This is a genomic window from Affinundibacterium nitidum, assembly GCF_014284155.1.
Classification (GTDB): Bacteria; Pseudomonadota; Gammaproteobacteria; order Burkholderiales; family Burkholderiaceae_D; genus Undibacterium; species Undibacterium nitidum.
In genome coordinates this window covers 1,571,418-1,597,930 of sequence record NZ_JACOFZ010000001.1, presented here as the reverse complement: position 1 = coordinate 1,597,930, position 26,513 = coordinate 1,571,418, and the positions used below count along the sequence as shown (strand labels likewise).

Below are 26,513 nucleotides of genomic sequence, written 5' to 3'. Positions count from 1 at the left end.
AGTTAAACCATGAATACGGTTCGCCCCCAAGCAGTAAAGCCTATCGATGTCGCTGTTGGTATTTTGATGAAGGCCAACGGTGATGTTCTGCTCGGGCAAAGGCCAGAAGGAAAACCCTATGCTGGATATTGGGAATTTCCCGGCGGTAAAGTTGAGAGCGGTGAAGACATTCTTGATGCTTTAAAGCGGGAATTCATGGAAGAATTGGGCGTCACTATACTGAGTGCTGAGCCATGGTGCGGAGTGGAGCATGTCTATCCACATGCCCATGTTCGACTGCATTTCTATATCTCTCGCAACTGGCAAGGCGAACCCCAAAGTCTAGAAGGACAAGCCTTTGCCTGGCAGGGACAAGTTGATGTACAACCTTTGTTACCTGCGACAATTCCTTTAATCGAAGACTTGAACGCCCTGCGTTATGCATTAGGGGTTTAGCGATTGAGTAGCCCTTTCAGTTTATCCTTTAACTGATCGTTGACCTTTTGCTTTAACTCTTGCTTCTTCTCTTCTAAGACAGGCGCTGCTTTTGCTTTGAACGCCGTTTTCAAAGCATCACTGCCAATTTGAGCAAACAGTATTTGATAAGAAAGTTGTTCAAAGGGCCCGCTGAGGCGAACTGGAATGCTGATATCTTTCAATTGTGATAGGTCTGTGCCATCTTGTCCGGTTGCTGTGTTGACCACCATCACTCTGGCCGTGTAATCGAGCTTGTTTTCTCGTAGATTGACTGTGCCAATTCCGCCTACCCGTAAGAACGGGGATTTCATGTCGAGGTCATCACTCTTGCCTATGCCATCGTTAAAAACAATACTGGCAGAGAGTGCTGAGAAGTCTGTTTTTTCGGCGCTATTGGCCGCTTGCTGCTGATCGCTTTTGTTCAAAATTTTCGCTTTGAAGTCGCGTAAGGATTTTGCTAAATTGATTCCTTTCACTGCGCCATCAGTGAGCTTGGCAGCGACCACGCCATTGATATTTTTCTTAAAGTCACTAGAAAATTTACCATAGGTGTCGATGTTCAGACTGAGATTGCCTCGTCCTTCGAGGATATCCTTTTGCATGAAATCTTTGAGCAGAGGATTGATGTTGATGTTGTTCAGGCTTTGCGACACTTTGATTTTGTTATTGCTACTAACATTGATTTTGCCTTGTATGCTGCCTTGGTAGAGTTGTGCACGCATATCCGTCACTTGTAACTCGCCTGCCTGTATTTTCAATGGCAAAACAATTTCAGTGAAATGCAGGTTCTTTGCCTGTAGCCGTCTGAGTTCGATTTGACCTTGCACATTGAGTTTATTGAGGACACTCAGATCAATGGGTTTTTGTTCTGGTTCGCTATCGCTTGCCGCTTTGCTGGTGTCGTTCTTCAGATATCGATCAAGGTTCAATTGATCGACGGCCAATTTGAATTGAATCATCGGATGAGTAAAGTCACTCACGCTAACTGAAGTGTCGATACGGCTCTCATCAAACTGGCTACGCAGGTGGGCATCGAGTTTCTTTTGTTCAAGCGAAAGACGTATATTGCCTTCAAGCGGAATACGAATTTCACTTTGCGCTAAGCTTGGGTCTTTAATCAATGCATCGATTTTGAGACCTCTTAGTTCGAACAGAGACTGCGCTGTATCAAGCGAAATGGCTGAGACGAGGTTCACCGTGCTTGTCGCTTTTCCCTTTTGTTGTTGCAGATTGACTTGAACTTGTTCGAAACGCAGTTGAGGTGATTTCCCAATGAGTTTGCCAGTGTTAGCTTTGAGCTTAACATCGCTCGAATTTTTTGACTCATTCACTGACGCTTGTATGTCGATGCCATCGGTAAACCAAGCCCCAGCATCCTTGCCAAGTAATGGGCTACTTATATTCAGTTTCGCGACCTCTTTCTCTAGCTGCGCTTGTAAATCAAGTTTGAAGTCTTTCAAAGCGTAATTGGCATCGGCGAGAGAGAGTTGGATTTCGCTCGACATTTGCAATTGCGCATCGAGTTTCGGTTGTTCGAGCTGTAAGCGGGTGTCTAGCTTAAACGGTGTATTACTATGGTTACTGAGTTTTCCGGTGTTTAGATTGAATGATGAGATTTGCCCTTGAACTTTGGCCTTCTCATCTTTGATGCGAATTTGCGCATTCTTGATCTCTATACCTTCCACTTCGAACTGCACAGCATTCTTTACGTTTTCGCTATTGGCTTGCTGAGTGTCTTTCGCCTCTGATCTTTTGCTATCAATTAGATCGTCAATATTGCTTTTGCCATCGGTGTCCCGCTCATATTGGAGTTTGAGGTCATGCAGGGCAACTTTATCGATAACGATTTGCTTACGAAGTAGCGGTAAGAAAGCTAACGAAACACGCACTTTAGAAAGGCTGGCAAATTCCTTGGTGCTTTGGAATTCAGACAAAGCCACATTTTCTAATTCGACGCCAAGCTTTGGGAAAAAGCGCAAACCTATATTGCCATTGATACTTAAGTGCCTTTGCTGCTTTTGTTCTACGGTTTGAATGATCTGTGTTTTAAATTGATTGGGGTCAAAAGCAAAGCTGAGATACACAACGATCAAGCCGAGTAGGGCGATGATCACGCCAAAGCCAATCATTAAGTATTTGAGAATACGCGGCATGAACCACCTCCAGTGTACAAAGTCTTACAGCAAGTTTGCAGTGTAACTGATGGGATCTCGCTGTCAACAACGGAGGCGATTTCTTGTTCGCTTAGGGTAATTAGCTCAGAAGGATTTAATTAACATGAGACGGAAAGACCGTGGCTCAATCGGATGAAAATGTTTATCTTCTTTAGCCGAAGTTTCGCCTTTTAACTGAGAAGCATAGTAGTAATCGATCGCTGAATCACGGCGATTACTGAGGTTAAATCCTTCTAGTTCTACTTTGAGACTCGATGTCCATTTGTAGCTAATGCGGCCATTCAAAGTGGTGCTCGGGCGGGAGCGTACGAGATTGTCCTCAGTTAACGCACGAGGTCCGAAATAGCGTAAGCGCAGTGCGCCTGACCATGGCCCAAGTTTATCGACAGTCGCCGACAATTGGGCAACGCCTTCGATAGCACCAACCACATATTGAGAGATAGGCTCGGCATGGCGATACCGTGCACGAGCGTAAGCCGCATCGAGATCGAGACTGAGCCAACTACTTGCTTGGTAGGAGCTCGATAGCTCTATGCCATGGCGACGGCTAGGGCGCCCGGCTTCCGTGGTGCCGGCATCACCGACGAAATTGAGTTCAGAATCGAAATCTAATCGGTAGAGCGAGATGCTAGTTTGTAGACCAGGTAGCCACTCACTGCGTATGCCGAGCTCTTGTCCGCTTGAACGTGCCAAACCTGGCGAAACTTCTGTTGCTTGTAGGCTTTGCGGGTCGATTCGAGTTAGGGTAGCACGCGCATCATTGCTATGAAATCCTCGTCCTAGATTCAAATAAAACTCGTTCTGTTTCCACGGACTAAAAACTAAACTGGCAGAAGGGCTGAGTAATTGATCGCTAGTGCTGCCGGAATTCTCAAGCCAATCACTGCGAACATGAAATTGAAAACGATCAAAACGTAAGCCGACATTACTACGGAAATATTCACTCCAGCGAGTACTCACGTCAGCGTATAGACCCGCACTGAGTTCCTTGATGTGATCGTGTCGCACAGTCGATAGTACCTGGCGTTCACGCGTTTTATTTAATCCGTTGAAGATATTGTCGTGTTGAATTTGGGTGCCGACAGTGAAGTCAGTGTTATAGCCATTGAGATGCGAGTGCCAGGTATGACTTGCATTGATACCGCTCGTCACTCTTTGATCTGGCTGACTAAACTGATCGCCATTCAGCGGATCATCCATGTAATAGGTAAAGTTTGAAAATAGATCAAGCTGGTTATGGATGATGTAAGCATTCAACTTACTTGCTTCATCATTGGTCGTACGTCGCCATACGCCTGATAGGCTATATCGATGAGCTTGGCCTCCATCGCTATGGTCGATGGCATCGAAGCGATTGAGGCTTCCATTTTCAACCGCACGCAAGGGAATTTGATCCGTTGCGTTCCAACTGCCACGATATGCCATAGCACTCAAGTTAAAGCCATTGTTTGCAAAGCCTTCGCTATAACGCAATACGGCATTCACTTTTTTGAAATTATCGCCTTGCACGAAGGGGCCGTCGTTATGCATTAATTCTAAGGCATACAATAAACTGCCGTTGGCGAAATCTGGAGAGGCCGCTAGTAAGGCGCGCTGGTAGTTATGTTCACCTACCGTGCTACTAAATATGCTTTGACGCAGACGGTTTGCATACGTAATTGCTGCGCTACCCGCTGATGAAAAGTCGCCGGTGGTAGATGAATAAGGTCCCTTTTTATAGTCCATGCGCGCAGCGAGCTCAGGAATGAGAAAGTTGAGATCAGTCCATCCTTGGCCATGTGAATGGCTGCGTTGGTTTACTGGCATTTCGTCGATTGTAGTACGTAGATCCGTGCCATGGTCAAGATTAAAGCCGCGAAGATAGAATTGGTTCGCTTTCCCCTCTCCACTATGCTGACTAACAATGACGCCTGGAATGGCTTCTAAGAGTTCACCCGGACGATAGGTGGTCATACTTTCCAATTTCTTCTGACCAATCGTTCCTGCATTGGCGGCATCCAGTAAGCCAAGTTGACTACTGCGCGAACCGTCAATGCTAACGCGATGTACAACCGAGTCGTCAGCGTAAGCACTTGCGTGAAATGCGATGAGTATGCTGAGAGACAAAGTTTGAAGTTTCATAATGCAGAGGCAGCAAACAGTGGGTGTCCGCGTTGCTGTGATTTGGTATGCTGAATCAAGGAAGAACTTGTTCGCGCTTTGCACGGTGGAAGGTCAAGGTTTGAACTGTTTTGCCGTTGGCTTGCACACCGTTAATATTGAGGGTGTTGACTTGATCAACAAGGAAGTCAGTCAAAACTGCTTGGTGAACGATTGACTCAGGCGCAAGAGCCTGTTTTTCGATCTCTTGGAATACAAATACACTATTTGGATCAACCCGCAAACCTACCCATTTGATATCGAGTTTTTCTTGCTTAGGATTGAGAATGTAAAATTGCTTTTCGAAGTATTTCTTGAAAACTTGCACATCATCAGGATCACTTAAATCGAATTGACGTTGGTACAGATTTTCAAGAAGCGCCTCTACATCGTGCGCCATAAAAGTGTGCACAATTTCCGTGTTGCCGCTCCGCGGATTCATACTGATATCAGTGATACCAGCATGAAAACGGTGAGCAAATGCCGCAGCACTCATAAGAACGAGTGCTGTGGCAACGCCGATTTTGATACGAGATAGGATCATGTGTTTCTAATGAATGGTGATTCAATGACCTATTTTACTTCTTTCACTGCTGCCTTGGCAGGCTTTGCAGCTTTTGTCGCTTTTGCAGATGCTGGTGCTGCGACTGGTGCTACAACTGGAGCTGCAACTGGAACTGGCGCAGATTCTGCAGGTTTTGCAGCATCCTTCGCAGGTTCTTTCTTCTCTGAGTTCAATGGCGTTTTGAAGTCTTGCATCATATCGCCTTGAGGGAAGTTAAACTTGAACAACTCTAAACGTGACTGCGTAATTTTACGTGGCCATGAATTGTTGTTGGTGTCGATGTCGGCAGTTTCCAAATAAGGATCTTGAGTAATACCAACCAAAGGTTCGTTGGTGACGATCAATTTGGTGATCTTCTTGGAGTTATAACGCCATACTTCGGCAGGGATGCGCTCAATGTACTTTTTACCACTTTGCAATTGGATTTCCAAAATCAAAGGCATGACCAAGCCGCCGACGTTCGATAAGTCAACCAAGTAAAAATACTTTCCTGATTTGAGCATCGCCTTTTCATCTTCTTCCAAAGATTTCATCATGTCAGCGTATGCGTTACGATCTTTGTTAGTCACCGTGAAATCGTCATACTGATTGTAGAAATCTTTCAGTTCTGGATGAGAATCGAGACGACGTTCCAATTTGCCTTTATCAGTTTGATTGGCAGTAGAATTAGGTTCCGCTTGGAATTGCGCACGACGCCATGCTTTTTCGACTTCTGGATCTTTGCTCGATACTGTGTATTCGACGATACCATCGATACTGATATCGACTGGGTCGGTTGTGTAGAACCAACCGCGCCAGAACCAGTCGAGGTCTGTACCAGAAGCGTCTTCCATCGTGCGGAAGAAGTCAGCTGGTGTTGGACGTTTGAATTTCCAACGCTGCGCATATTCTTTAAATGCGAAGTCAAACAATTCGCGACCCAAAATCGTCTCACGCAAAATATGTAAGCCAGCAGCTGGTTTGGCATAAGCATTTGGACCAAACTGCAATAAAGACTCAGAGTTGGTCATGATAGGCACCTGATTTTGACTCTTCATGTAGTCAACGATGCCGCGCGGTTCACCGCGTGTGCCAGGATAATTCTCTTCCCAAGCCTGTTCGGCCAAGCTTTGTACGAAAGAGTTCAAACCTTCGTCCATCCAAGTCCATTGACGCTCGTCAGAGTTGACGATCATTGGGAAGTAATTATGACCAACTTCGTGAATGATCACGCTAATCAAGCCATATTTAGTGCGTTTGGAGTAAGTCAGTTCGCCAGTTTTCTTATCCTTCGTTGGACGGCCACCGTTGAACGACAACATTGGATACTCCATACCGCCTTGTGGACCATTCACAGATTGTGCGATTGGGTATGGATAATCCAGTGAGAACTTATTGTATTGCTCAATTGTGTGAATAATCGCTTGTGTTGAATATTGACCCCACAACGGGTTGGCTTCTTTCGGGTAGAAAGACATCGCTAAGCCAGAGCTTGTGCCAGTTTTGTAGCCTTGTGCGTCCCAGATGTATTTGCGCGAAGATGCCCAAGCGAAGTCACGTACGTTTTTGGCTTTGAAATGCCAAGTCTTGCTTGTTGTAGCACGTGTTTTTTCTGCTTCTTCTGCTTCTTTTTGCGTCACGATCACAACTGGCGTTTTTGCCGTACGTGCTTGCTTCAAACGTTCACGCTGCGTCGCGGTCAGTACGTTATCGGCATTCGCCAATTCACCAGTAGCGGAGACAACGTGGTCGCTTGGTACGGTCAATTGCACATCGTAGTCACCGAACTCTAGTGTGAATTCTCCAGAGCCTAAGAATTGCTTGTGCTGCCAACCGTAGACATCATAGTAAGCGGCCATGCGTGGGAACCATTGCGCAATTTCGAAGATATCGTTCTTGTCTTCTTTGAAGTGTTCATAGCCATCGCGACCACCGAGCAATTTACCGTTGCCGATGTTATAGCTCCAATCAATGCTGAAGACGAATTTGGCACCTGGTTTCAATGGTGTTGGCAAATCAATGCGCATCATGGTGCGATTAATGACATGTTTTAAGGCTTGACCATCTCCACCTTTGACAGCAGCAATTTTGAAACCACCGTCGAAAGAATCACGTTCATTCATTACGCTCATCGCTTGGAAACTCACCGCATTCGGGTTTTTCCATGCATCGCGAGAGGGTAAAGTGCGTGTTTTGTTGGCATCAGAATCAGCACGGAAGATGTTCTGATCGAGTTGTATCCACAGGTAATTCAAAGTATCTGGCGAATTATTGTGGTACGTGATGGTTTCCGCACCCGTAATCGCACGCTTGGATTCGTCGAGACTTGCACGAATCACATAGTCAGCGCGTTGTTGCCAATATTCGTGGCCTGGTGCACCGGACGCGGTACGGACTGAAGTTGGGGTGGGCAGAAGCTCGCCTAATTGGGCGAACTTGTCTTCATACTTATCTGCGGCAAAAGCAGACATGCTCATGCACAAAAGTACAATGGAAACAGGCAAACGCATTGTGTTTACTCCAAGAAGTGGAAAGGGCGGAAAATTGATGATGTTGCGTAGATGAAATTTTCACGCAGCTTGGAAGAGTTTCATAGCGAAAAGTTCCTGAAGAACATGAAAAAAAGATGAAATTCGTGAAGTGCACTGAAAAACCACGCCTAATGTTGATTTTCTTGAGTTGCAAATGGGCATCGTTTATATTTGTTGCACTAATTCAATACTTTCTGGCAAAGCCGTACTGGATTAAAACCCTCGCATTCCTCGGTGCGTGAATCTTTACAGTTCGTCAGCCGTCACCATTGCTTTCCAAGTTGGATACCCTAAGGAGTACGACATGTCATTTTCGAAACTTGTTTGTCCACGTGTTTTTTACTTCGTAATGTTGGCGGCAGCTTCTACGTCTGGTCTGGCCTATGCCCAAGAGGCGACCAAGTCTGAGCCCATTGCAACTGATCGTCCCGATTTTGTTGAGTCCGGGCAGGTGGTAGGACGAGGACGGTTTCAGTTCGAAACGGGGTTGAGCTTTGACAGGAATAAGCAAGATGGCGTCAAGGTAAACGGCATGAATACGCCTGCTTTATTTAGGTTAGGCGTTGCAGATACATGGGAACTTCGTTTAGAGACTGATGGCTTTATGCGAGCCAGAACGGAAGCGCCTGGTGTACTAAGCACCACGCAAAATGGCTTTGGAGATCTTTCGCTCGGCACGAAATGGCAAATGCAAGATAGCGATGAGGCGACGGGTCGCCCTGCAATTGCGTGGTTACTGCATGCAGATCTTGAGACAGGATCAAGTGCGTTCAAAGGTCAGGGCGTAAGACCATCGTTGCGTATGGTAGCGGAGTGGGAATTACCTGGTGACGTTTCGGTTGGTATTATGCCAGGTATCGTACTGGAGAAAAATGCTGAGGGGAAACGCTATAACATGGGCATTTTGGCCATCACCGCGAGTCGCCCCTTAGCCGAAGGTTGGCGTGGTTTTATTGAACTTTCTGGTCAGCAAATTCAATCAAAAGCAAATGGCGGAAACGTCACGACCTTTGATACTGGCGTATCACACTTGATATCAAACGATATTCAGGTCGATGCTTGGATTTCCAAAGGTTTGACAAAAGCCGCTCCAAGCATTGCTGGAGGGATCGGTTTTGCTATTCGCTTCTGAGTCTTTCAATTTTTAAGGGCAAAATAAGAGGCTGAAACCTTCAGCCTCGCCATAGATGTGGTTGTATCGCTGCATTTCTGCCTCCCTTCTCAGCTTGTCTGCCCCAGATCAGGGAAAAATGCTCATTATTCAGTAAAATAAGAGCATCTTTTGATTCGTTTTCAAACTGTCACCAACGCCGATGGTCGTTTGACCTTAGTGTTATGTATCTGATCTGGATTTGTAAGCATGTTTAAACAACTCAAACAAACGCTGTTCGGTGCCTCTTCATCTGATAAATTCGGTGAGGACCGCACTTTAGGTGGCGACAGCGGTCCGGATTTGCGACGCACTGTTCCTCGCAGCTCCCCAGATGACTTGGTAAATTCAAGCGCTAATGAGGGCAAACCTATGGCAGCGCTTGACAATGGCGAGCTTGAGTCAGCGACCACACTGAGTAAAGTGAACGAAAGTGTCTTGGATCAGATTGATAAAGAGTGGGAGCTGCAACAGGCTGCCTATGCCCGCGCAAAAATTGAACGAGATATGCTGATTGATGCCAATACTCGAGCTGATTTTGAACAAGACCTCTTGCATAAAATTCGTTCTCGGTTACTCGCTGAAAAACAAGCCGAGAAGTTGGCGAAGGAGAGACTTGAAAGTGAGCAGAACGCGCTTCGCCTTGCCAAGGAGCGCGCTGATGCTGAAAAGAATTTGAATGAATTAGAACAGTCAAGAGCCAGCTTGGAAGACCAGGCGCAATTGACTGTAGAACAAGTTATCGAACTTGAAGCGAAAGCCAAAGCGAAAGCTGAAGCTCATCTAGCGGCGACGCAAAGAGCAGAGAAAACTGCGGAAGAACGCGCGCAATTGGAACGTGAGGCCGCGATCACGGCTAAGGCAAGACAAGAGGCTGAGGCGGCCTTGATCGCTGCCGCAAAAAGTCGTGCCTTGGCTGAGCAAGCGGCGCTTGCCGCGGCACAACAAAGGGAGCAAGAAGAGCAGCAGCTCTTTAAGCTCGCCAATGAGCGAATTGAGCGAGATGCTGAGTTATTACGCTTGTCGCGCGAAAGTAGCGAATCCGATATGCGTGCGGAGCAATTAGCGCGAGAACGACTTGCTAAAGAAGAGCAGGCACTTGAACTTGCTCGCGAAAAAGAAAAGGAAGATGAGCTTGCAATACATCGCAAGAATACACTCGTCGAAACTGAGAACGCCCTTATAAAAGCTTCAAAACTCACTATCGCATTTGAGCAAGATGTGAAAGTGAAATCCACTGAGCGATTGGTCGTAAGTCGGTTAGCGGAGCAACGTGTGCAAGAGCGTATTGACGCTCAAAATGAGGCAGCGCAGTTATTGCATGAAAAAATGCAACTTGAAACTGACTTGATGGAAGCTGCGGTTGCTTTGTCGATGGCTGAGGATGAGGCAGAGCGCAAAGCGAAAGAGCAGCAAATGCTCGAAGAGCTTGTCGCGCAAAGAGCAGAAGAAAGAGCTATTGCCGATATGGAAGCGGCAAAACAAACCGAGCGTCGACAACACGCAGAGAAAGAATTACTCGCGCAAGTTGAAAAGAGACTTCAAGCTGAGCAACTCGCTGCGCATGCAGCTGCCCACCGTTTGGCGGCTGAACAAGAGTTAGAGCGTCTACAGGGACAGCGTTTGCAAGAAGAGCTCGATGCCGAACGTCTCATTAAACAGCGCCAAGTTGATGACGCCGAGGTTGTGAAACTCGAGCAGTTGAGGTTGTCGCAAGAGGAGCAATTAATTGAGGCTGCAAAAGCGCTTGCTAAAGCTGAGCTCGAAGCTGAAGTAGTCGCTCGAGAGCGCGTTGCTGCAACAATAGCAGCGCAACAAAAGAACGAGATTCGATTACAAGCTGAGATTGACGCTCAGCGCTTAGCCGAGCAGCGTATTTTGACCGAGGCTGAACTTGCAAAAGCAAGCGCTTTAGAACTAGAGACGTCGCGCCAGATAGAATCGAGTATCAACGAACGTCTTCGAGCCGAGCAAAGTGCTTTAGCTAACGTTGAGCTTATCCAGAAACTGGAGCGCGAGCAAATTGCCTTAATTGAGCAGAACCAAAACGCGCAAGAACGGTTACTACAGTTGAAGTCAGAGCGTGAACAACAGGAGCAAATACTGAAGCAATTGCAGCTCCAACGACAAGAGTTGTCGAGCCAAGTACAAGTGAATGATGCTGAATTTTCTGAAGCTTGCGCGATGGCCGAGCAGGAAAAAGAATTGCTTGCCGCAGCTCATCGTGAAATTGCGATAGAAAAAGAGTTATTGCAGCAGGTTAAGTCGCGTTTGAAAGCAGAAAAAGAGGCGGAGGTTGTGGCGCGCCAAAAAATCGTGCGCGAGCAGGAGGCGCAAGCTTTAGCGCAAGAGCGTCTTGTTGCTGAACAGGCTTTGATAGAACAGCAACGCTTACATTTACAGGCACAAGATGTCTTAGTTCAAGAGGAAGAGCGTAGACGTGATTTGGAACAGCAACGTGATTTTGCGGCGGCTGAGCAACTTCGCTTGCAAGAGCAAGGTAAGCAAAGAGAAGAACAACTAGCGCGTATGCGGGAGCATGAAAGTCAATTATCATTGGATATTCATGGGGCTGAACCAGCAGCTGTAATACACGATGACCAAGAGCTCTCCGCGAAGCATGAAGAACAGTTCAGCACAGGAACTTCGCTCGTATCCTACGATGCGAAAGATGAGTTTGAACTGTATTTGGAAAGTGCCAATCGCAAACGGGCGCGTTCAAATGCAATAATTGTGCTCATTATTGTGATGGTCGTCGGCGGCTTACTGGCTTACTATTGGTGGAACAAGCAAACCTCATCGAGGTCAACTCAAGCTGCTGCGAAACTTGAAAAAACGGTAAATTCTGATGCCGCCAAGGATAAGAATAAGGCTTCGACAGAGGTGAATCTATTCGAACCGAAACTCGACAAAAACATTGAAAAAATTCCAACGCAATAGAGTCTGAGGCGATACGATCGTAGCTACCTCTTATTGAATCTCTAGGTAGCTTGATTCAAGGTGGTTCTCGAAAATGCACCTGGTAACAAAGCGGAACTTGTGGTGTTCATGCTTTCCCCATGAAGATTTCCTAAAATAATGGCTAATGATTCTCCGCCTAGCTCCTGAATCACTTGGCGGCATGCACCGCACGGTGAAATTGGATCTACAGTGTCGGCAATGACAGCTAGTTTAAGAAAGTCACCAGGCTTGTAACCTGCAGCAATGGCTGAAAAAAAAGCAGTGCGTTCTGCACAGTTACAGAGGCCATACGCAGCATTTTCAACATTGCAGCCACAAAAAATTTGTTGGTCCTTCGTGAGCAATGCAGCGCCTACCTTGAAGCGTGAGTACGGTGCGTAGGCTTTTTCGCGAGCGTGTTCTGCGAGTTGAAGTAATTCGGAATCGGTCATATAGGAGCCTGCGGCGGCTGAAATTAGGCAGGCACCAAGTGACCTGAACAAGCTGAGTGTATCAAGTTTTTTATGATCGTGTTACTTCAAGATTTCGTTTGAAAAATTGATGCGCTTTTGATCAACGAGACTCCATCTCCTGCAAACTCATCAGATTGCGACGAAAACCTAAACGCTGTTTATACGCTAAACTATTTTTCTTCCACTCAGCATAGCGAGTATTGAGGTATTCAAGCTTCTCTTTGTCTTCCCACATTAGAGCTTGTGCAACAGACTGCGCGTTTCTCTTTTGAACCTGATTATTGTCTGGAGCATGACGAACTTTTAATACGTGCCCCTTATCTTCTGCCAAATCTTGGAGCTGAACAACCCATTGGTTATGACAATCGATCCATTGATTAATGGCATTAATGGTTTTGATTTCAGACGTTTGTGTTGTAGAGACTCGAGGAATGTCGGGCATGGGGCAGGCTCTGGAGTTCACTCGGCTCTCGTTAATGTGCAGTTGTGATAAGTTACTTCGGTTGCTGACGCGCCCGTATTCCGCTTCACTGCTATCGACAGAAGACGGGGTCTTATCGGTCAAAATGCCATTAGGGAACTGTGTATTCACTCTCGACTGGAAGTCTATAGTCGAACTGTTTGTGTTGTTTCCAGTCTCAATTGCATTTGCCTTCAATTGAATGAATGGAAAAAGCACGACAGCACCGTAGAGAGCCAAGACAAGTACCGCCGATGGTAAGAAGGGAAATGTTGAGGTGTTTGTCAATTTCTTGAAACCCATCGTGATTCCCCTGCCTAAAGTGATGTAAATGGACTGCCTAAATGCATATCTAAGCGTTAGCTCTTAGAATTGCATGCCAGTGAACTGTAAGCGCGTTTCAGTGTTAACTTTCACGAGCTGTGGATCATGCATTGCCGCCAACTCTGGATCTACACCGTCCACCAATGCGACGCGTTTGATGGAAACCCAGTCCCTTGACCTCGCGCCTTTGAAATACTCACGTGTTCGACTCTCCCAGGATTTTTTTTCCATCGTAAAGTCATCTGCGATCATGTTGGCCATGAGTCGAATGGTCGCTAGAGTGCGAGTGCTTCGGTTAATGGCTTTGTCGATTTCGTCCTCTGTCATGAGACGAAGAAGATCGTTAGGGATAATGCTGCTCAAATTCTTACTGGAGTTCAGTTTTTCACCATATTTATTGAAACAGCTTGCAAATTCGTTCATCTGACCAATCATATTTTCGATATCAACGCTGTTTTTAGCAGGGTCGCTGAAATCAGGACGAGTGCAATGCATCTCACTGAATTTCAGTTCATTGCCATCGAATTCTTCGAGAAAGTAATTGATCTCAGCAATACGTCTTTCACGTTCAGTCAACAGTGCTAAATATTTTTCGGCATTTAAAGAACCATTGCTGGCCGCTTTCTTAAACCATTCGATTGCGATGCGAGGGTTCGATGCCACACCGTTACCGTACCAATACATTTCGCCAAGTGCTTGTTGCGCTTCGACACTGCCTTTGTCCGCCAAAACCTGGTAAATTTTCACGGCTTTGCTGAAGTCTTTTTTATCTCTTAAACCTGTCGCTTCTTGCAAACCTTCTTGGTTGAGCTTGTACGGTGAGATTTCTTGGACTTGCGGCAAAGGTGTCATATTGACTTCCTGCACGGTCAATTGCTCTGGAATATCGGGAGATACGAGGTGTGTAAAGTTAGAAGCAGGTTTAGCACTTACTAGAGCTTGCGCGATTTCCTCAGAGCGATTTGCAATGGGCAAAACTTCTTGAGTAGCTTGCTTTACTTTTTGCATGACGGCGAGCAATTGAGGGTTCGCTTTTTCAAAACTAATCATAATACTCGGCGTGCTATAGACCATCGCTAGTAAGCCTATGCTCAGAAAACTATATTTGACCGATAGCGCAACTCGACTTTGTGGAATCGCAGCTTGTCGTAAGAGATCTTGGTCGAGCAAGCTGGTGATGCGCTTCAGTAATGGAGAGCCGCGACGAGACATGGCTAAGGCTAAAGATGGTGCTTCGTTGGTTTTTGTGACCTTTGCACAGGCATACAGAGCCTCTGCAAGTTGATGCGGCTTTCCGGAAGATTGAGCAGCTCTTTCATCGCACGCGAGTTCTGCGATTAACTCAAGTTTATGAATCGCGAAATGGTGTAGCGGTTGGAAAAAACAGATGCGCGCTAACAATTGCATCGCGACCCGCCATGCTGGGTCTCGGCGAAGTACGTGGGCTACTTCGTGCGCAAGCATCGCATCTCGCTGATCTTGGGTGAGACTAGTGTATGCCCAGCGCGGAATGCAGATAGTATTGTCGGGGGTGACGAATGGACTATTCCATTGCTCACTTACTTTGAGCTGTATGCGTGTTTGATCACGTTCTGCTACGCGGTTTAGCAACTGTTTCAATGCGTTTTTGTCGGCATCTGGAAAGAAAGCTGCCAGTCGATTTAAATATCGTGCTGAGCGATAGGTAGCGAAACACCCTAAAGCAGCTATGATGGCCCAAATGATGACTAAGTACTTGGTCGTCTGTTGAGTCCCGGATGGAAGTTCGATATGTAGCGGTGCTTGGACAAATCGCGGATTCGTCCCCAAAATAGAGCTCAACTTTGGCGCAAACGATGTGGCTTCAGCATGATTGGAATTAGAGTCGTGCTCAGATTGCAAGTTGTCTCTTAAAGGATATTCCAGTGGAGAGATTAATGGCAACGCTTTCGTCGAAGTATTCGCAGCGTTCTTCTGGATTACGGCTTGAGGCGCGTTTGCTTTGCTGGTGTCATTGAGTGAAGTGAGTGCCAGCTGTGCTGCAGATGTGAGTAGACCACCCATTAAGGCAAAACGCCAAACGAGCTCGGCATTACGTGTCTTCTTGAGCAAACCGCCACGATCTAGAAAATAGGCGAATGCGATCAGCGTGCTACTGTGAATGAAGTAGGTGAACGCCCAGACTAGAATTAGAGGTGAAAATTGATCAAGCACGATTCTTTCCTTTATTCTCTAAAAGACGACGGATTTTCTCAAGATCATCATCGCCAATCTCGTCTTCTTTGACGAGATGGCTTAACAGTGCACTTGTATTCCCCATAAAGAGGGAGGAAACCAAGTCTGAGACCATCGATTTTTGCACTTGGTTTTCAGACAGTAGGGCGCGATAAGTAAGTTGGCGGCCATCGCGGCTAACCGCAACCAAACCTCGTTTTTCAAGGCGTGTTAATAGCGTTGCGATGGTGGTGTGTGCAAGTGGCCGACTCGCGCGAACGGCTTCGACGACTTCGGTTGTGGATGAATCGGGCTTATTCCATAGCGCGCGCATTATCGCCAACTGTAAATCGCTGAGCGAAACATTGTTAAGATCGTCTTCCACAACTTCTCCCTTACACCTATTTTTATTAATACTACATTTGTAGTACGACAAATGTAGTTTAAAGGAGAGCTGCTTGTCAATACAAAGAGATTGTTATTAAGTAGTAAATAACAACAGGCTATACTGAGATGAGTAAAACCCTAGCTAATAGTTGGCGGCTGGGGCTGAATAAGTTCTGGTGAAAGTGCTGATTTTTCCTACATTTCTAGTGAAATTTTATAGATTTCCAATAAATATTTTCTCTAGCTTGTAGGCTTCGAATTTTCCATCTCAAATAAACGTTTGTCGAGTTGACTGCGTAAAAGCAACACACTGACAACTGTCTGAAGTGTCACCGTTGCCACTGATAGGTACCAAATTTGAGTGAGCTCGAATCCAGGTTGATGCGAGAGCCATATTGCAGGCACTGCAAACGTAAGGACGCGAGTCGCCATACTGATCAATGAGGGCCAAGTGTTTCCAAGCGCTTGAAACATTCCTGAACAGGCAAAGATGATGCCTGAAGCCACAAAATTCCAAGAAATGACTCTCAGAAATTCAGCTGCAACGACGATAACTTTTTCATCTTCTGTAAAGAAGTGTACAAACCATCGAGGTTCGATTTGACACAGCAAAGTGAGCAATGCCATCAACACGCTTTCTATATAGATGGCTTTCCATACTGTTTCTCGCACTCGAGCGGGTAAGCGAGCGCCATAGTTCTGGCCGGCAATCGGTGCGATCGCAAATGAAATAGCCATCACAGGTAGAAAGATGGATTGCATAACACGTGAACCTAAACCAAATCCGGCTTGCGCTGCTGGGCCGAAATCTCGAATGATGGAATAAATGACTGCCATAAAAATAAACATGAATAAGAATTCAGCACTTGCTGGCAGGCCTACGTTAAACATACGTTTCCAGATCATTAAATCAGGTCTCAGTTGTTTCCGTTGATAGCCGACGTAGTGTTCAAGTTTGGCAAAATACATCAGCATCAAAAGCACGCCAATCAGCGAAGCAATTGAAGTTGCTAAGCCGGCTCCGGCGATGCCCATCGGATGACCTGTGCCCCAGCCTGCGATCAATATAGGTGCAAGTATGATGTTGAGCAAAATAGTGAGCATTTGCACCAGCATGGCTGGTTTGACGATCCCAGTTCCGCGCAATGCAGCGCCAGCCGCTGCTAACGCGAACTGTAGCGCTAGACCAGGTATAAACCATCGAATGAATATGGTTCCAGCATCGATTGTCGCTTGATCGGCACCGAGCGAGCGCATATAACTCGGGCCAAACGCATAGCCTGCGATGAGAGTTGCGACACCACAAATTATTGAAAGAAAAATGGTTTGGTTAAATACGAGATTTGCTTCCGCTTGATCTTTACGTCCCACCGCATGAGAGATCAAAGTGACAGCACCAACACTGAGCATCTGGGTTAAAGCCATCACGATAAAATTTAAAATACCCGCGGAGCTGACGCCTGCTAGCGCAGCGTCGCCTAGCCCCGCAACGAAATAAAGATCGATAAAAAAATAAAGGGTTTGCACCAACATGCCAATCGCAATTGGCGTTGCCATTGCCACTAAATGCTGGTGGATCGGGCCTGTGCTTAAGTCTCTCATCGTATGCTTTCTTTGTTTTGAATAGGCTATGGAAGACTACAATCGTTCGTCCTGCAGACCTTGCTTAATTGCGATGCTTTGTTGAATTAAAAGTTCCCTAAGGCTATCACTCCTGCAGCAATGCACAGCGCCCCTAGTATGCGCTGAATACGATTACCTTCATCAAGCAAATGACCACCAATGATTGCAGCGAAAAGCATGGATACCTCGCGTGCTGGCGCGACATGGCTTAACGGTGCTGTTTGCATTGCATACAGGACCAACACGTAAGAGATTGGACTAACGCTGCCGACGATCAAAGCATATCTCCATTCTCTTTTCCAAGATAGGATTGTTTGTTTGCTGTCTTTAAGCAAGGCTGGTGCCAAGAATACGATGCGCGCAAAGTTTCCAAAGTAGTCGACTAGAATGGGTGAGAGTAAAAGCACCTTGACTGCGTAGCCATCGAGTACCGTGTAGGCCGCTATAAAAACCCCTGTAAATAGGCCATAAAATACGCCTTTTTTTACTCGCAATTGCTGGTCACTCTGTGCTGCAGAATGACATAAGGATTGAATTAATCTGGTGCCACCTGCTATAAGAAATACACCTGCTACCACTGCGACAATACCGAAGCCTCCCAAGACAGATAAGTGCTCGTTAAGAAATAAGATTGCAATGCTGGATGATAGCAATGGGCCAGAGCCACGGGCTAGTGGATAGACCACAGTCAGATCCGCTTTTCGATAGCCGCGAAGGAGAACAATAAAGTAGAGTACGTGTAGAGCGCCGCTGACACAAATGAAGAACCATTCGACTGCGCCCCATGTTGGTACAATATCCCATCCCACATACAAGCCTACTGGCGCCCAGATTATCGCCATAATTAAAGCAGTGAGTCCTGCAAAACGAACATCACCACCGGCCTTTTTTGCAGCGATATTCCAAAGTGCATGAATTAAACCAGCAACGATGACGAGTAGAAAAGCAGTAAGTGGCACAGAGAAAGCTTCTTTGCAAAAGCTATTAGTGTATCAAGCTTAATGCTCTAATGTGGAATGAAAAAAAAGGGTGTGCGAAGCACACCCCTGTGAAGAAAGCTGAATTCCAGCTTGACTCTGTTTTTTCGCGACGCTTATTGTAGTGTTGCAGTTAAGCTCGCGCCACTTGCAGCGGCGTATGCTTTCACCAATACATAATACGTGCCTGCCTTTGGCGCTGATACCGTGATAGTTTCTGTATTTGTCGAACCATCAGATTTCAGATCATACAGAGCCGTAGTTGGTGCAGCGCCGAACTTAGAGTAGATATCGATATCACCTGTGCCGCCAGTCGTTTTGAAAATCAGCGAGGTTTTGCCTGCAGGTACAACGATCGTGTATGTTTTGGTAGTGTTCGCTGCCATGCTACCCAAGCTAACTGGTACACCGCTTGTCAGTACGTTGCTGCTGGTAATTTGGTAACTCGCCACTAAACTTGCACCACTGACTGCTGTTACTGAGTTTGCCAAGACGTAGTAAGTACCAGCGCTTGGTGCAGCGATAGTGATAGTTTCTGTGGTGGTCGTGCCTGCAGATTTCTGTAAGTATGCAGTAGTACTTGGGTTGCTTCCCAATTGTGTGTACAGATCGAGGTTGCCGGTTCCACCGCTAGATTTAAATGTGAGGTTGGTTGCGCCAGCTGGAACGGCAAAACTGTAGTAGCTGTTTGCACCCGCTGCACCAGAGACTCCGACAGCAACGTCTTTCGTCAAATTTGTTGTGCTAGTACTAGGCCCATCGCTACCGAGTTCGACGGCAAATGAGGTTGCTAAACGTCCAAATTTCAATGCATGTGTCGCTTGGCTTCCCATGTTTGCGTAGGTATCTCCAGAGGTATGAATTTTCGGATTATCCTGGGACATATTGGTTTCAAAAGGCATCGAAGTTGGATAACCTTGTGCATACCATGAAGCATGATCTGAACATCCGTATCCACAACTATCGGTGCCGATTGTCAGTGTTGGCTGATAGGTTTTGATCAAATTTGATACAAAAGTATTTTGGGCAGCGTTTGTATAATCTTGGAACAAGTAAATATCGTTGGCTGAGCCTTTGTAGTTCGTCATGTCGAGCTGCAATACGCCTACAACGTTGACGCCATCAGTTTTGAACTTTTTAGCGATTTCTGCAGAACCTTTCAGACCAACTTCTTCCGCTGCATAAGCGATAAATTTGATCGTTCGGCGCGGTTGATAGTTTGATTCCATCATCACGCGAATCGCTTCAGTCAAACTTGCGATACCAGATGCATCATCATCTGCGCCAGGTGCACTTGTGGTTTCCGATGTACCTGCCGTGTTGATTGAATCTAAATGTCCACCAAGCACAACAACTTCGGATGCATTATCCGTACCTTGAATCGTCATAATGACTGATTTTTGTGCCCAAGCTGCATGTGTGAATTGCTCTACGGTGACATAGCTTTTACCGGACGCCAAAGTCGTCCATTTGTTTTTGATCCAGTTTGAACCGTTGACACCACCAGTGGTTGTGTAATAACGATTAACGAATGAAGAAAGATCAACGATCGTTTGTCCAATGTTCGCCGCTTGCATTTGTGCCAGCAATGGATTCACTGTTGTTTGGTTGTCGATGGCGTAAGATGGCGCCGGTGCGAGGCTTGGGGCCGCCGCATAACGTCCGTTTCCGCCTTCTAAAACAGTGCGTCCAGCAGATTCGCTTGCATGTTCAACGAAGCCACCGCAGCGATGTAAGTTGCTGTGAATCGCGGCAGATAGCGCGAAAATTTGGGATCGATCGATTTGCGCTAAATGGACTTTTTCTTCACCGGCCAATCCTGGTGCACCGGTCATCAAAGTGCGAGATTGACTTACGTGCATATTGGGCGCGATTTTTTTCAACTCTTGAAAAGCGCTATCCCCGACCGTAATCCAGACTTTTTGCGAGCCGGCGCTACTGATGGCAACACCGGTGGCGCTGAGGACTAAACCTAACAGCAAACTCGATAGAATTTTTTTCTGCATTTTCATCTCCCTACAGATGTGGTTAGTTTTACTTCTTATATTTTTGTTTATTAATTCATTAGCGAAACGTTAAAGAATCAATAGAGAATCAGTAGAACAGAGAAGAACAGTAGCGAATAGATAATAGTTGTTTTATTACTTAGTGGTGTACTGCAGGTATATTTTCATATTTAATTTTGTTTGGAAAAATTTAAATAAAGAAAAATTAAAATTAAAAAAGGAACATATTTAATGAATTTTAAGCTTGTAAATTTACATTGATAGAACTCTCTTATTACTTTTAGTATTAAATAATTTTGATTCTATCGAGTAATTTATAACTTTAGAGTAAGAATCGGCGCTGACCAGTTGGCTTATTGTTTGATACTCTTTGGTATTGATAAATACCAAATCTGTGCGAGCGAGATTGAAATATGATGAAGAGCGTTGCCATCGTTACGTGTGCCGATTTGCCGGAGTTATTCGGCGGTGAAAAATCATTAATTCCCGCCTTGAAGCAGCTGCAGATGTCGCCTCAGGTTGTGGTTTGGGATGATCCACAGGTACCTTGGTCAACATTCGATCTTATTTTGATTCGATGTACTTGGGACTACCATCAAAAAATCGCTGCCTTTCAAGCTTGGCTCAAGATGCTGTCGACACTCGATGCCCTTGTCGTCAATGATGTCTCGACTATGCAATGGAACTTGGATAAGAACTATCTGTTTGAACTGCAAGGGAAAAAGTGCCAGGTTATTCCAAGTATTCGTCTGCAGCCAGAAGACAGCCGTAGTTTGAAGGCATTGATTGATTTGATGGCAGTCGATGAAATTGTGGTGAAGCCAACGCAGTCAGCTGGGGCATGGCGTACTTTACGAGTCAATCGTGAGAATGCTGCAGCGCACGAGAGTGAATTTAACGAGTGGAGGCGCGAGCAATCCTTTCTGCTTCAAGCATTCATGCCAGAGATTGTGAGTCAGGGGGAATGGTCTTTAGTGTTTTTTGACGGCCAGTATAGCCACTCATTATTGAAGCGCGCCAAAGACGGCGACTTTCGTGTGCAATCGGATCACGGTGGTACAGTATTGCCACATCAAGCTACTCAAGATATGCAGCAGCAGGCGCAAACGATCTTGCAAAGTTTGTCTAAGATGCCCCTGTATGCTCGCGTTGATGGAGTGATGCGAGCGGGGAAGTTTATGCTGATGGAGTTGGAATTGGTTGAACCAGAATTATTCTTGGAAGTTGATCCCTTAGCGGCTCAACGATTTGCATCTGCCATCCACAGCCGACTTGCGCGTTAGCAGTAAAGCGGGCGTCATGCGTCTTCTAAGTTGCGCGCCATTTCACATAACTTTGTCATCGTATTGATATTTCTAGCAGTACCATGTTTCGCCGCTGGAATCACCAGTTTGCTAGCGGCCATTCCTTCTCCATAGAACACGTAGACCGCACGTTCACCGAGTGCAATTTTTTCTTGCGCTTGATGTTTGCAACCTGCGAGATCTGTCTGATTTAAATCTTGATCGATAAGAATCGCGACCGTTCGATTGCCTGCTTCTTGTTGGAAAGGGTTATGGTTTAGTAGAGATCTTAGTTCTTGTGGTGTACGAATGAAAACGTCTACGTTTTTCCCCGCATATTGAGATAAGCGCTGCTCCAGCTTTCTTTTGCAAACATCTTCATTGAGTGGGGATTGAAACAAGACATTGCCACTGGCGATATAAGTTTTGACGCTTTCAAAACCCAGTTCTTCGCACATGGCTTTCAGATCCGACATTGGTAGTTTTCCTGTGCCGCCGACATTGACGGCACGTAAAAACGCAACCAAGGTATTGGGCTTTTTCACTTACTTCGCGCTCAGCACAGTAATCAACGCAACGTAAAGGCTCAGTGATAAGGCAGCAATAATTAACAATGCAATCGTGCGCCAGAAGGCTCCAATGAAGCCAAGGCTATATGCGCCACGCAGTTGCGTGAACATATGTATTGGAGGCACGAAGGCAAACAGCAAACTGGCGATTGCAACGAATTCAAAACGACTCAAGATCGCAATCAACATCAGTAGAAGACACATGAATGATAGCGAGTACAGCGAGAAAACTGCGTGGTCAAACATGACAAATTGACGTCTAAACATAAACAATAGCCACAAAAATGGTAAAGAAATTGGCATCAGCAAGAAAGCATAGCTCGATGCATTTTTCTTCATCTTGTAGAGCGTTAACGCTTTGTTCGACTCAATATGCGACACCATATTTTTGAGCCACGGGGAATCTGAAACTTCTTCTATTTCAGATTCAATTGACACACTTGCAGCGCTGGCAGTACTAGTGGAACTGGCTTTTCCATTCGTGACGTTTTTCTCAGCCACTTTTTCGCGTTGATTTTCCTTGTCGATTTTTGCAATCTTCTTCTTAAAGTACTTAACGTCGCTCTCCGCAAAGCCGATGAGTTGCTCTTGCCTGATGACGCTTGAGAGATGGTCGCCTGGTGAGTTTTCTGCTTTACCTTTCATCTCGTCTTTCTCATGTTTGAGTTTCGCGAGCCGTTCTTCTGATGCAGTCAGTTCCTGTTGGTATTCTGCTCGTGTCTTGGGTTTGCCATCAATTTTGTCGAGTTTGTCTTGCAAAGCCCGTAGCTCACTTTGCTTTTCGTAGGTTTCTATGAGTTGTTGAAATCCGCTCTCGCTCTGGTCTGCTGGGTCGACCTGGCTCGCCTGATTCTTCTCGATCGCCGCATTGATACTGGCGATTTCTTGTACGATTTCTTCTCGTGTGTCTGTGGTTTTGAGAATATCGCCTTCCATATCTTTTGCGGTAAACGAAAACACAAAAAACATCAGGAAGATCAAGAACAAGAAAAGTGCCAAAGGTGAAACGTAGGAAGTACGTTTGCCCTCAATGTATTCTTTGGTCAGTTTGCCAGGACGAAAAATAAGCGCTGGGATTGTGCGCCATGCTTTGGTGTCGAAATGGAATAGACCATGCAGAACTTCTTCGAACATATGGAGAAGTGAGCGATGGATGTGTCCGGACTGACCACATGCGTGGCAGTATTTGCCTTGTAGTGTCGCTCCGCAATTGGCGCAATTGGTTTCTTTCACTTTTTCTTGCGAACCATTGCCGCCGCCGTCTTTACTCAGTTCATCGCTGACAACGATCGCTGCGAGGGTTTCACCTGCACCGCTTAACTCTATACCCATGGCTCTCTCTCCTTGTCGGCATGTTTCGAGGTCATGCCAACCCTTTTATGTGAAGCAGATGTTGCTCCGACCAATTTCAACAAGCGATTAAGCTCTCGCTTCTTTGTTCTTCTCAGCTCGTCGTTGCAAAACAAAAATAGGTTGCGCCCATTCCGTGTCTTTTTTCTTCTTGCTCGTAATGAGCGTCAACTCCGACGGATCATAGACGTCCGTGTTATGCGTCAACGGTGTCGTCATCAAATATTGGGCATCAGTATTTTTGAGGAATTCACCGACCAATTGAATATTACGAATATCTAAGTGAGCGAATGGTTCGTCAATAAAGACGAAGCCACCCGAGCCATCTTCTGATTTGAGCAAACCAATCAAGAGAATCAAAGACTTCATCACCTGTTGACCGCCCGATGCTTCGCCGTCATTCATGCCAATCGGGCCTTTGCCGTCGAACTTAAAGCGTACATGGAGACCCGCTTGTGCCAACAAAATATCGTCGTTTTCAAGTTTGACCGGATCGGTATGCACTTCGATGCCAGCCAATTCACCAAGTTGTTTAATGTTCTTACTATAGGTCTTGATCGTGTAACGCAAGCGATCCATATAGGCCGCTCGTGCGTTGACCGTTGCTTCCATCGCGCGATTATTTTGATAGCGGCGCTCATCCGTTTCTGCTTGGCGGTTTTGCAGCAAGTTGTTGAGACGTGTGTATTGATCGACCACGGTGGAATCGGTTTCCCAATCGTCGCGTGCCAAATTGTTTCCGAGGCTGCGCAGGCGCAATTCGATTTGGTGGACGTTTTCGTGCTCTGCAACCAATTCTTTACGGTGTGAAGCGCGTTTCCAATTCAATGGTAGTGTATGCCAAGTCTCACGCATCGCGCGTAGGGTTTCAAACTGCGCCTTGCGTTCTTCGGCGTGACGCTTTTCCAAACTGCGAATTTGCGCTTCGGCATCGGCAATCGCTGCTTTGGCTTGTTCCCATTTGAGATGCGCTACAGTACGTTGTTCAGTTGCGGCTTTCAATAATGGAGAGATTTCACCTAAGCGTGTACCAACTTCAATACGTTGCTGTTTGAGTGGTTCGGTATTGCGTGAGGCTTCTTCGAACTCGGCATGACGAGCGCTCAATTCTTTGGCGGCATCGACGCCGGCAAGTCGAGCTTTATATGACGAAATCTCGCCCGCTAGTTTACTAATTTTGATCGTCAGCTGATCTTCTTGTGACTGTAAGCGAGGTAAGGCTTTTTGTAAGGCTTCTAAACGCTGTGTGCGACCTGCATTACCAAAACGGTAGCGAGAGACTTCAACAAAAAGTGAGCGACCACCGCGACGCTCAAAGTGATAGGCGTCAGGTGTAATCCACTCTTGTGATTTGGAAAAACGCATGCCTTCATCGATGCTATCGACCGTTTCGATACGTTCAAGTTGCTCGATCAACCAAGCAGGTGCTTTGGCGCTGAAGCTCACTACTGACAGCAAGCTCGAATCTTTGACCACTGGCGCATTGATGCGATCAGGTACGATGAAGTGACTATAGCGTTGCTTTTCACCGATACGGTAGGCAGCACTGGCATCGCTAGCATTGTCGAGTAAAATCACCGAGGTATAACCGCGCAAAACACCTTCGACCGCACCTTGCCATTTGGCGTCGGTGACTTCGACGATCTCTGGCAGCATGCTGTGCGGAATATTCGCTTCGTTCAACGCACGGCGCATTTGGCGCACATTTTCTGGATCTGGTAGGCTCGCTTTGCCTTGTAGGGCAGAGATGGTTTCCATGTCCGCCGCGATGCGTTGACTCAGTGCATCACGCTCTTGTTTCTGTTGTGCGAGTTCGGCTTCTTTTTTCTCAAGCTCATCAGCGATATTGGCGATATCAGCATCGGCTTCAGCCGCTAACTTTTGCAAGCGCGCTTTTTGTTCTAGCAAACTCTCTTGTGGCTTCAATTTAGCATTGATATGGCTCAGTTTTTCGCGTAAGGCTGATTCTTCCGCCTCTAACGCAGCTTCTGCTTGCTGTGCTTCACTGTGGTTTTGCGCTTGCTGTGCTAAACCTTGACGACGCTCCGACAAGGCTTCATCTTGTGATTTGAGATGACGTTTGCTTGCGCGTAAAGTCTGGCTTGTTGTTGCTGCCTTTTGTAAGTCTTCGTGATATTGCAATGTCGGTAAAATTTCTTCTTGGAGATCACGCTTTTCTTTAGTCAAACTTTCCCACTGGTGGAAGTTGGCGACCTTCAAACGCAAACCTTCTAGATTGGTTTTTGCTCCTTCAAGCTCGGTCTCGAAACGTTGCAATTCAGATTCAGTATCGCGCTGATGACGCTTTGCATCATCGTAAGCATCTAAGACTTCTTTATCACCAAATACTTGGAATACCAAGTCGAGCAATTGGCGCGGCGCATATTCGCACAGCTTGTCGGTTTCACCTTGTTCCAAGGCCAGTACTTTACCCATGGCTGACGACAAGCCCGCGTGCGATAAACGTTTGCGATACGTTTCAACGCCCAACCAATCATTCGCTTCTTGAATTTCTTCGATCTCGACTTTGCCACTACGCATCAAATATTGACGCTTCCAGTCGCCACCATTTTTTTGGATTTGACAGAACAAAGTGACTTCATCTTCGTATAGGCCGGACATGCGGAAAGGACGATTCGAAATTTGCGCACCGACCGCGCTGTTATCGACTACCGCACGTATCCATGCCGTTTGTTGACCTGAATGGCGCGCATAGTGCTTGTATGAACGACCCATTGAACACTCGAGGCCAAACAGAGTACGGAGCGCGTCGAGCAAAGTCGTTTTGCCTGAACCGTTTTGTCCAGCGATGGTAATAATCTTGGCATCAAGCGGAATATTCTTGATGCGCTGCCAGTAATCCCAGTGTACGAGTTCGAGTGATTTGATATGAAACATTGTTGTTCTTCTCTGCTAAATGGTTGACGAAGGGCC

At 46.2% G+C, this 26,513-nt stretch carries 18 protein-coding genes; 4 read left to right on the top strand and 14 right to left on the bottom strand.

Annotated elements, in window-relative coordinates:
- Positions 1-9 precede the first annotated feature (9 nt).
- Positions 10-435, top strand: coding sequence for an 8-oxo-dGTP diphosphatase MutT (mutT, locus tag H8K36_RS06855; RefSeq protein ID WP_186914466.1), 426 nt, complete (start codon positions 10-12; stop codon positions 433-435).
- On the opposite strand, the gene H8K36_RS06850 is transcribed toward mutT, so the two are convergent.
- The 4 genes from H8K36_RS06850 to H8K36_RS06835 form a co-directional block, all read right to left on the bottom strand.
- Positions 432-2,609, bottom strand: coding sequence for an AsmA family protein (locus H8K36_RS06850; RefSeq protein WP_186914467.1), 2,178 nt, complete (start codon positions 2,607-2,609; stop codon positions 432-434). The genes mutT and H8K36_RS06850 overlap by 4 nt on opposite strands.
- A 105-nt stretch (positions 2,610-2,714) precedes the next feature.
- Positions 2,715-4,751, bottom strand: coding sequence for a TonB-dependent receptor (locus H8K36_RS06845; protein WP_186914468.1), 2,037 nt, complete (start codon positions 4,749-4,751; stop codon positions 2,715-2,717).
- Between the two features lie 55 nt (positions 4,752-4,806).
- A complete protein-coding gene (locus tag H8K36_RS06840; RefSeq protein WP_186914469.1) occupies positions 4,807-5,313 on the bottom strand; it encodes a DUF6702 family protein in 507 nt (168 codons plus the stop codon).
- 29 nt (positions 5,314-5,342) lie between these two features.
- Positions 5,343-7,823 carry a M1 family metallopeptidase gene (locus H8K36_RS06835; RefSeq protein WP_186914470.1) on the bottom strand — a complete coding sequence of 827 codons (2,481 nt, stop codon included), beginning with the start codon at positions 7,821-7,823 and terminating at the stop codon, positions 5,343-5,345.
- 325 nt (positions 7,824-8,148) lie between these two features.
- Here H8K36_RS06835 and H8K36_RS06830 point away from each other — a divergent pair, with 325 nt between their 5' ends.
- Entirely contained in the window at positions 8,149-8,976 is an 828-nt protein-coding gene (locus H8K36_RS06830; protein WP_186914471.1) for a transporter, read from the top strand.
- 228 nt (positions 8,977-9,204) lie between these two features.
- Positions 9,205-11,934, top strand: coding sequence for a coiled-coil domain-containing protein (locus H8K36_RS06825; protein WP_186914472.1), 2,730 nt, complete (start codon positions 9,205-9,207; stop codon positions 11,932-11,934).
- Between the two features lie 41 nt (positions 11,935-11,975).
- On the opposite strand, the gene H8K36_RS06820 is transcribed toward H8K36_RS06825, so the two are convergent.
- From H8K36_RS06820 to H8K36_RS06790, 7 genes are all read right to left on the bottom strand, one after another.
- Positions 11,976-12,386, bottom strand: coding sequence for a cytidine deaminase (locus H8K36_RS06820; protein WP_186914473.1), 411 nt, complete (start codon positions 12,384-12,386; stop codon positions 11,976-11,978).
- A 121-nt stretch (positions 12,387-12,507) separates the two neighbouring features.
- Positions 12,508-13,170 carry a hypothetical protein gene (locus H8K36_RS06815; RefSeq protein ID WP_186914474.1) on the bottom strand — a complete coding sequence of 221 codons (663 nt, stop codon included), beginning with the start codon at positions 13,168-13,170 and terminating at the stop codon, positions 12,508-12,510.
- A gap of 63 nt (positions 13,171-13,233) precedes the next feature.
- On the bottom strand, positions 13,234-15,384 hold the full coding sequence (locus H8K36_RS06810) for a M56 family metallopeptidase (protein ID WP_186914475.1): 2,151 nt from the start codon (positions 15,382-15,384) through the stop codon (positions 13,234-13,236).
- Positions 15,377-15,769 carry a BlaI/MecI/CopY family transcriptional regulator gene (locus tag H8K36_RS06805; protein WP_186914476.1) on the bottom strand — a complete coding sequence of 131 codons (393 nt, stop codon included), beginning with the start codon at positions 15,767-15,769 and terminating at the stop codon, positions 15,377-15,379. Before H8K36_RS06805 ends, H8K36_RS06810 begins: the two co-directional genes overlap by 8 nt.
- A gap of 242 nt (positions 15,770-16,011) precedes the next feature.
- Positions 16,012-17,373, bottom strand: a complete 1,362-nt coding sequence (locus tag H8K36_RS06800) for an MATE family efflux transporter (protein WP_186914477.1) — start codon at positions 17,371-17,373, stop codon at positions 16,012-16,014.
- 86 nt (positions 17,374-17,459) lie between these two features.
- The gene (locus tag H8K36_RS06795) at positions 17,460-18,353 is read right to left on the bottom strand and encodes an EamA family transporter (protein WP_186914478.1); all 894 of its coding nucleotides are present in this window, start codon (positions 18,351-18,353) and stop codon (positions 17,460-17,462) included.
- Between the two features lie 134 nt (positions 18,354-18,487).
- On the bottom strand, positions 18,488-20,377 hold the full coding sequence (locus H8K36_RS06790) for a M20/M25/M40 family metallo-hydrolase (protein WP_186914479.1): 1,890 nt from the start codon (positions 20,375-20,377) through the stop codon (positions 18,488-18,490).
- Between the two features lie 413 nt (positions 20,378-20,790).
- Here H8K36_RS06790 and H8K36_RS06785 point away from each other — a divergent pair, with 413 nt between their 5' ends.
- Entirely contained in the window at positions 20,791-21,660 is an 870-nt protein-coding gene (locus tag H8K36_RS06785; RefSeq protein ID WP_186914480.1) for an ATP-grasp domain-containing protein, read from the top strand.
- Positions 21,661-21,674: 14 nt separating this feature from the next.
- Here the strand turns inward: H8K36_RS06785 and H8K36_RS06780 are convergent, their stop codons facing one another.
- From H8K36_RS06780 to H8K36_RS06770, 3 genes are all read right to left on the bottom strand, one after another.
- On the bottom strand, positions 21,675-22,205 hold the full coding sequence (locus tag H8K36_RS06780) for a DUF1697 domain-containing protein (protein WP_186914481.1): 531 nt from the start codon (positions 22,203-22,205) through the stop codon (positions 21,675-21,677).
- Positions 22,206-23,561, bottom strand: coding sequence for a DUF3667 domain-containing protein (locus tag H8K36_RS06775; RefSeq protein WP_186914482.1), 1,356 nt, complete (start codon positions 23,559-23,561; stop codon positions 22,206-22,208). It lies immediately after the preceding gene.
- An 87-nt stretch (positions 23,562-23,648) separates the two neighbouring features.
- A complete protein-coding gene (locus H8K36_RS06770; RefSeq protein WP_186914483.1) occupies positions 23,649-26,477 on the bottom strand; it encodes an ATP-binding protein in 2,829 nt (942 codons plus the stop codon).
- Positions 26,478-26,513 lie beyond the last annotated feature (36 nt).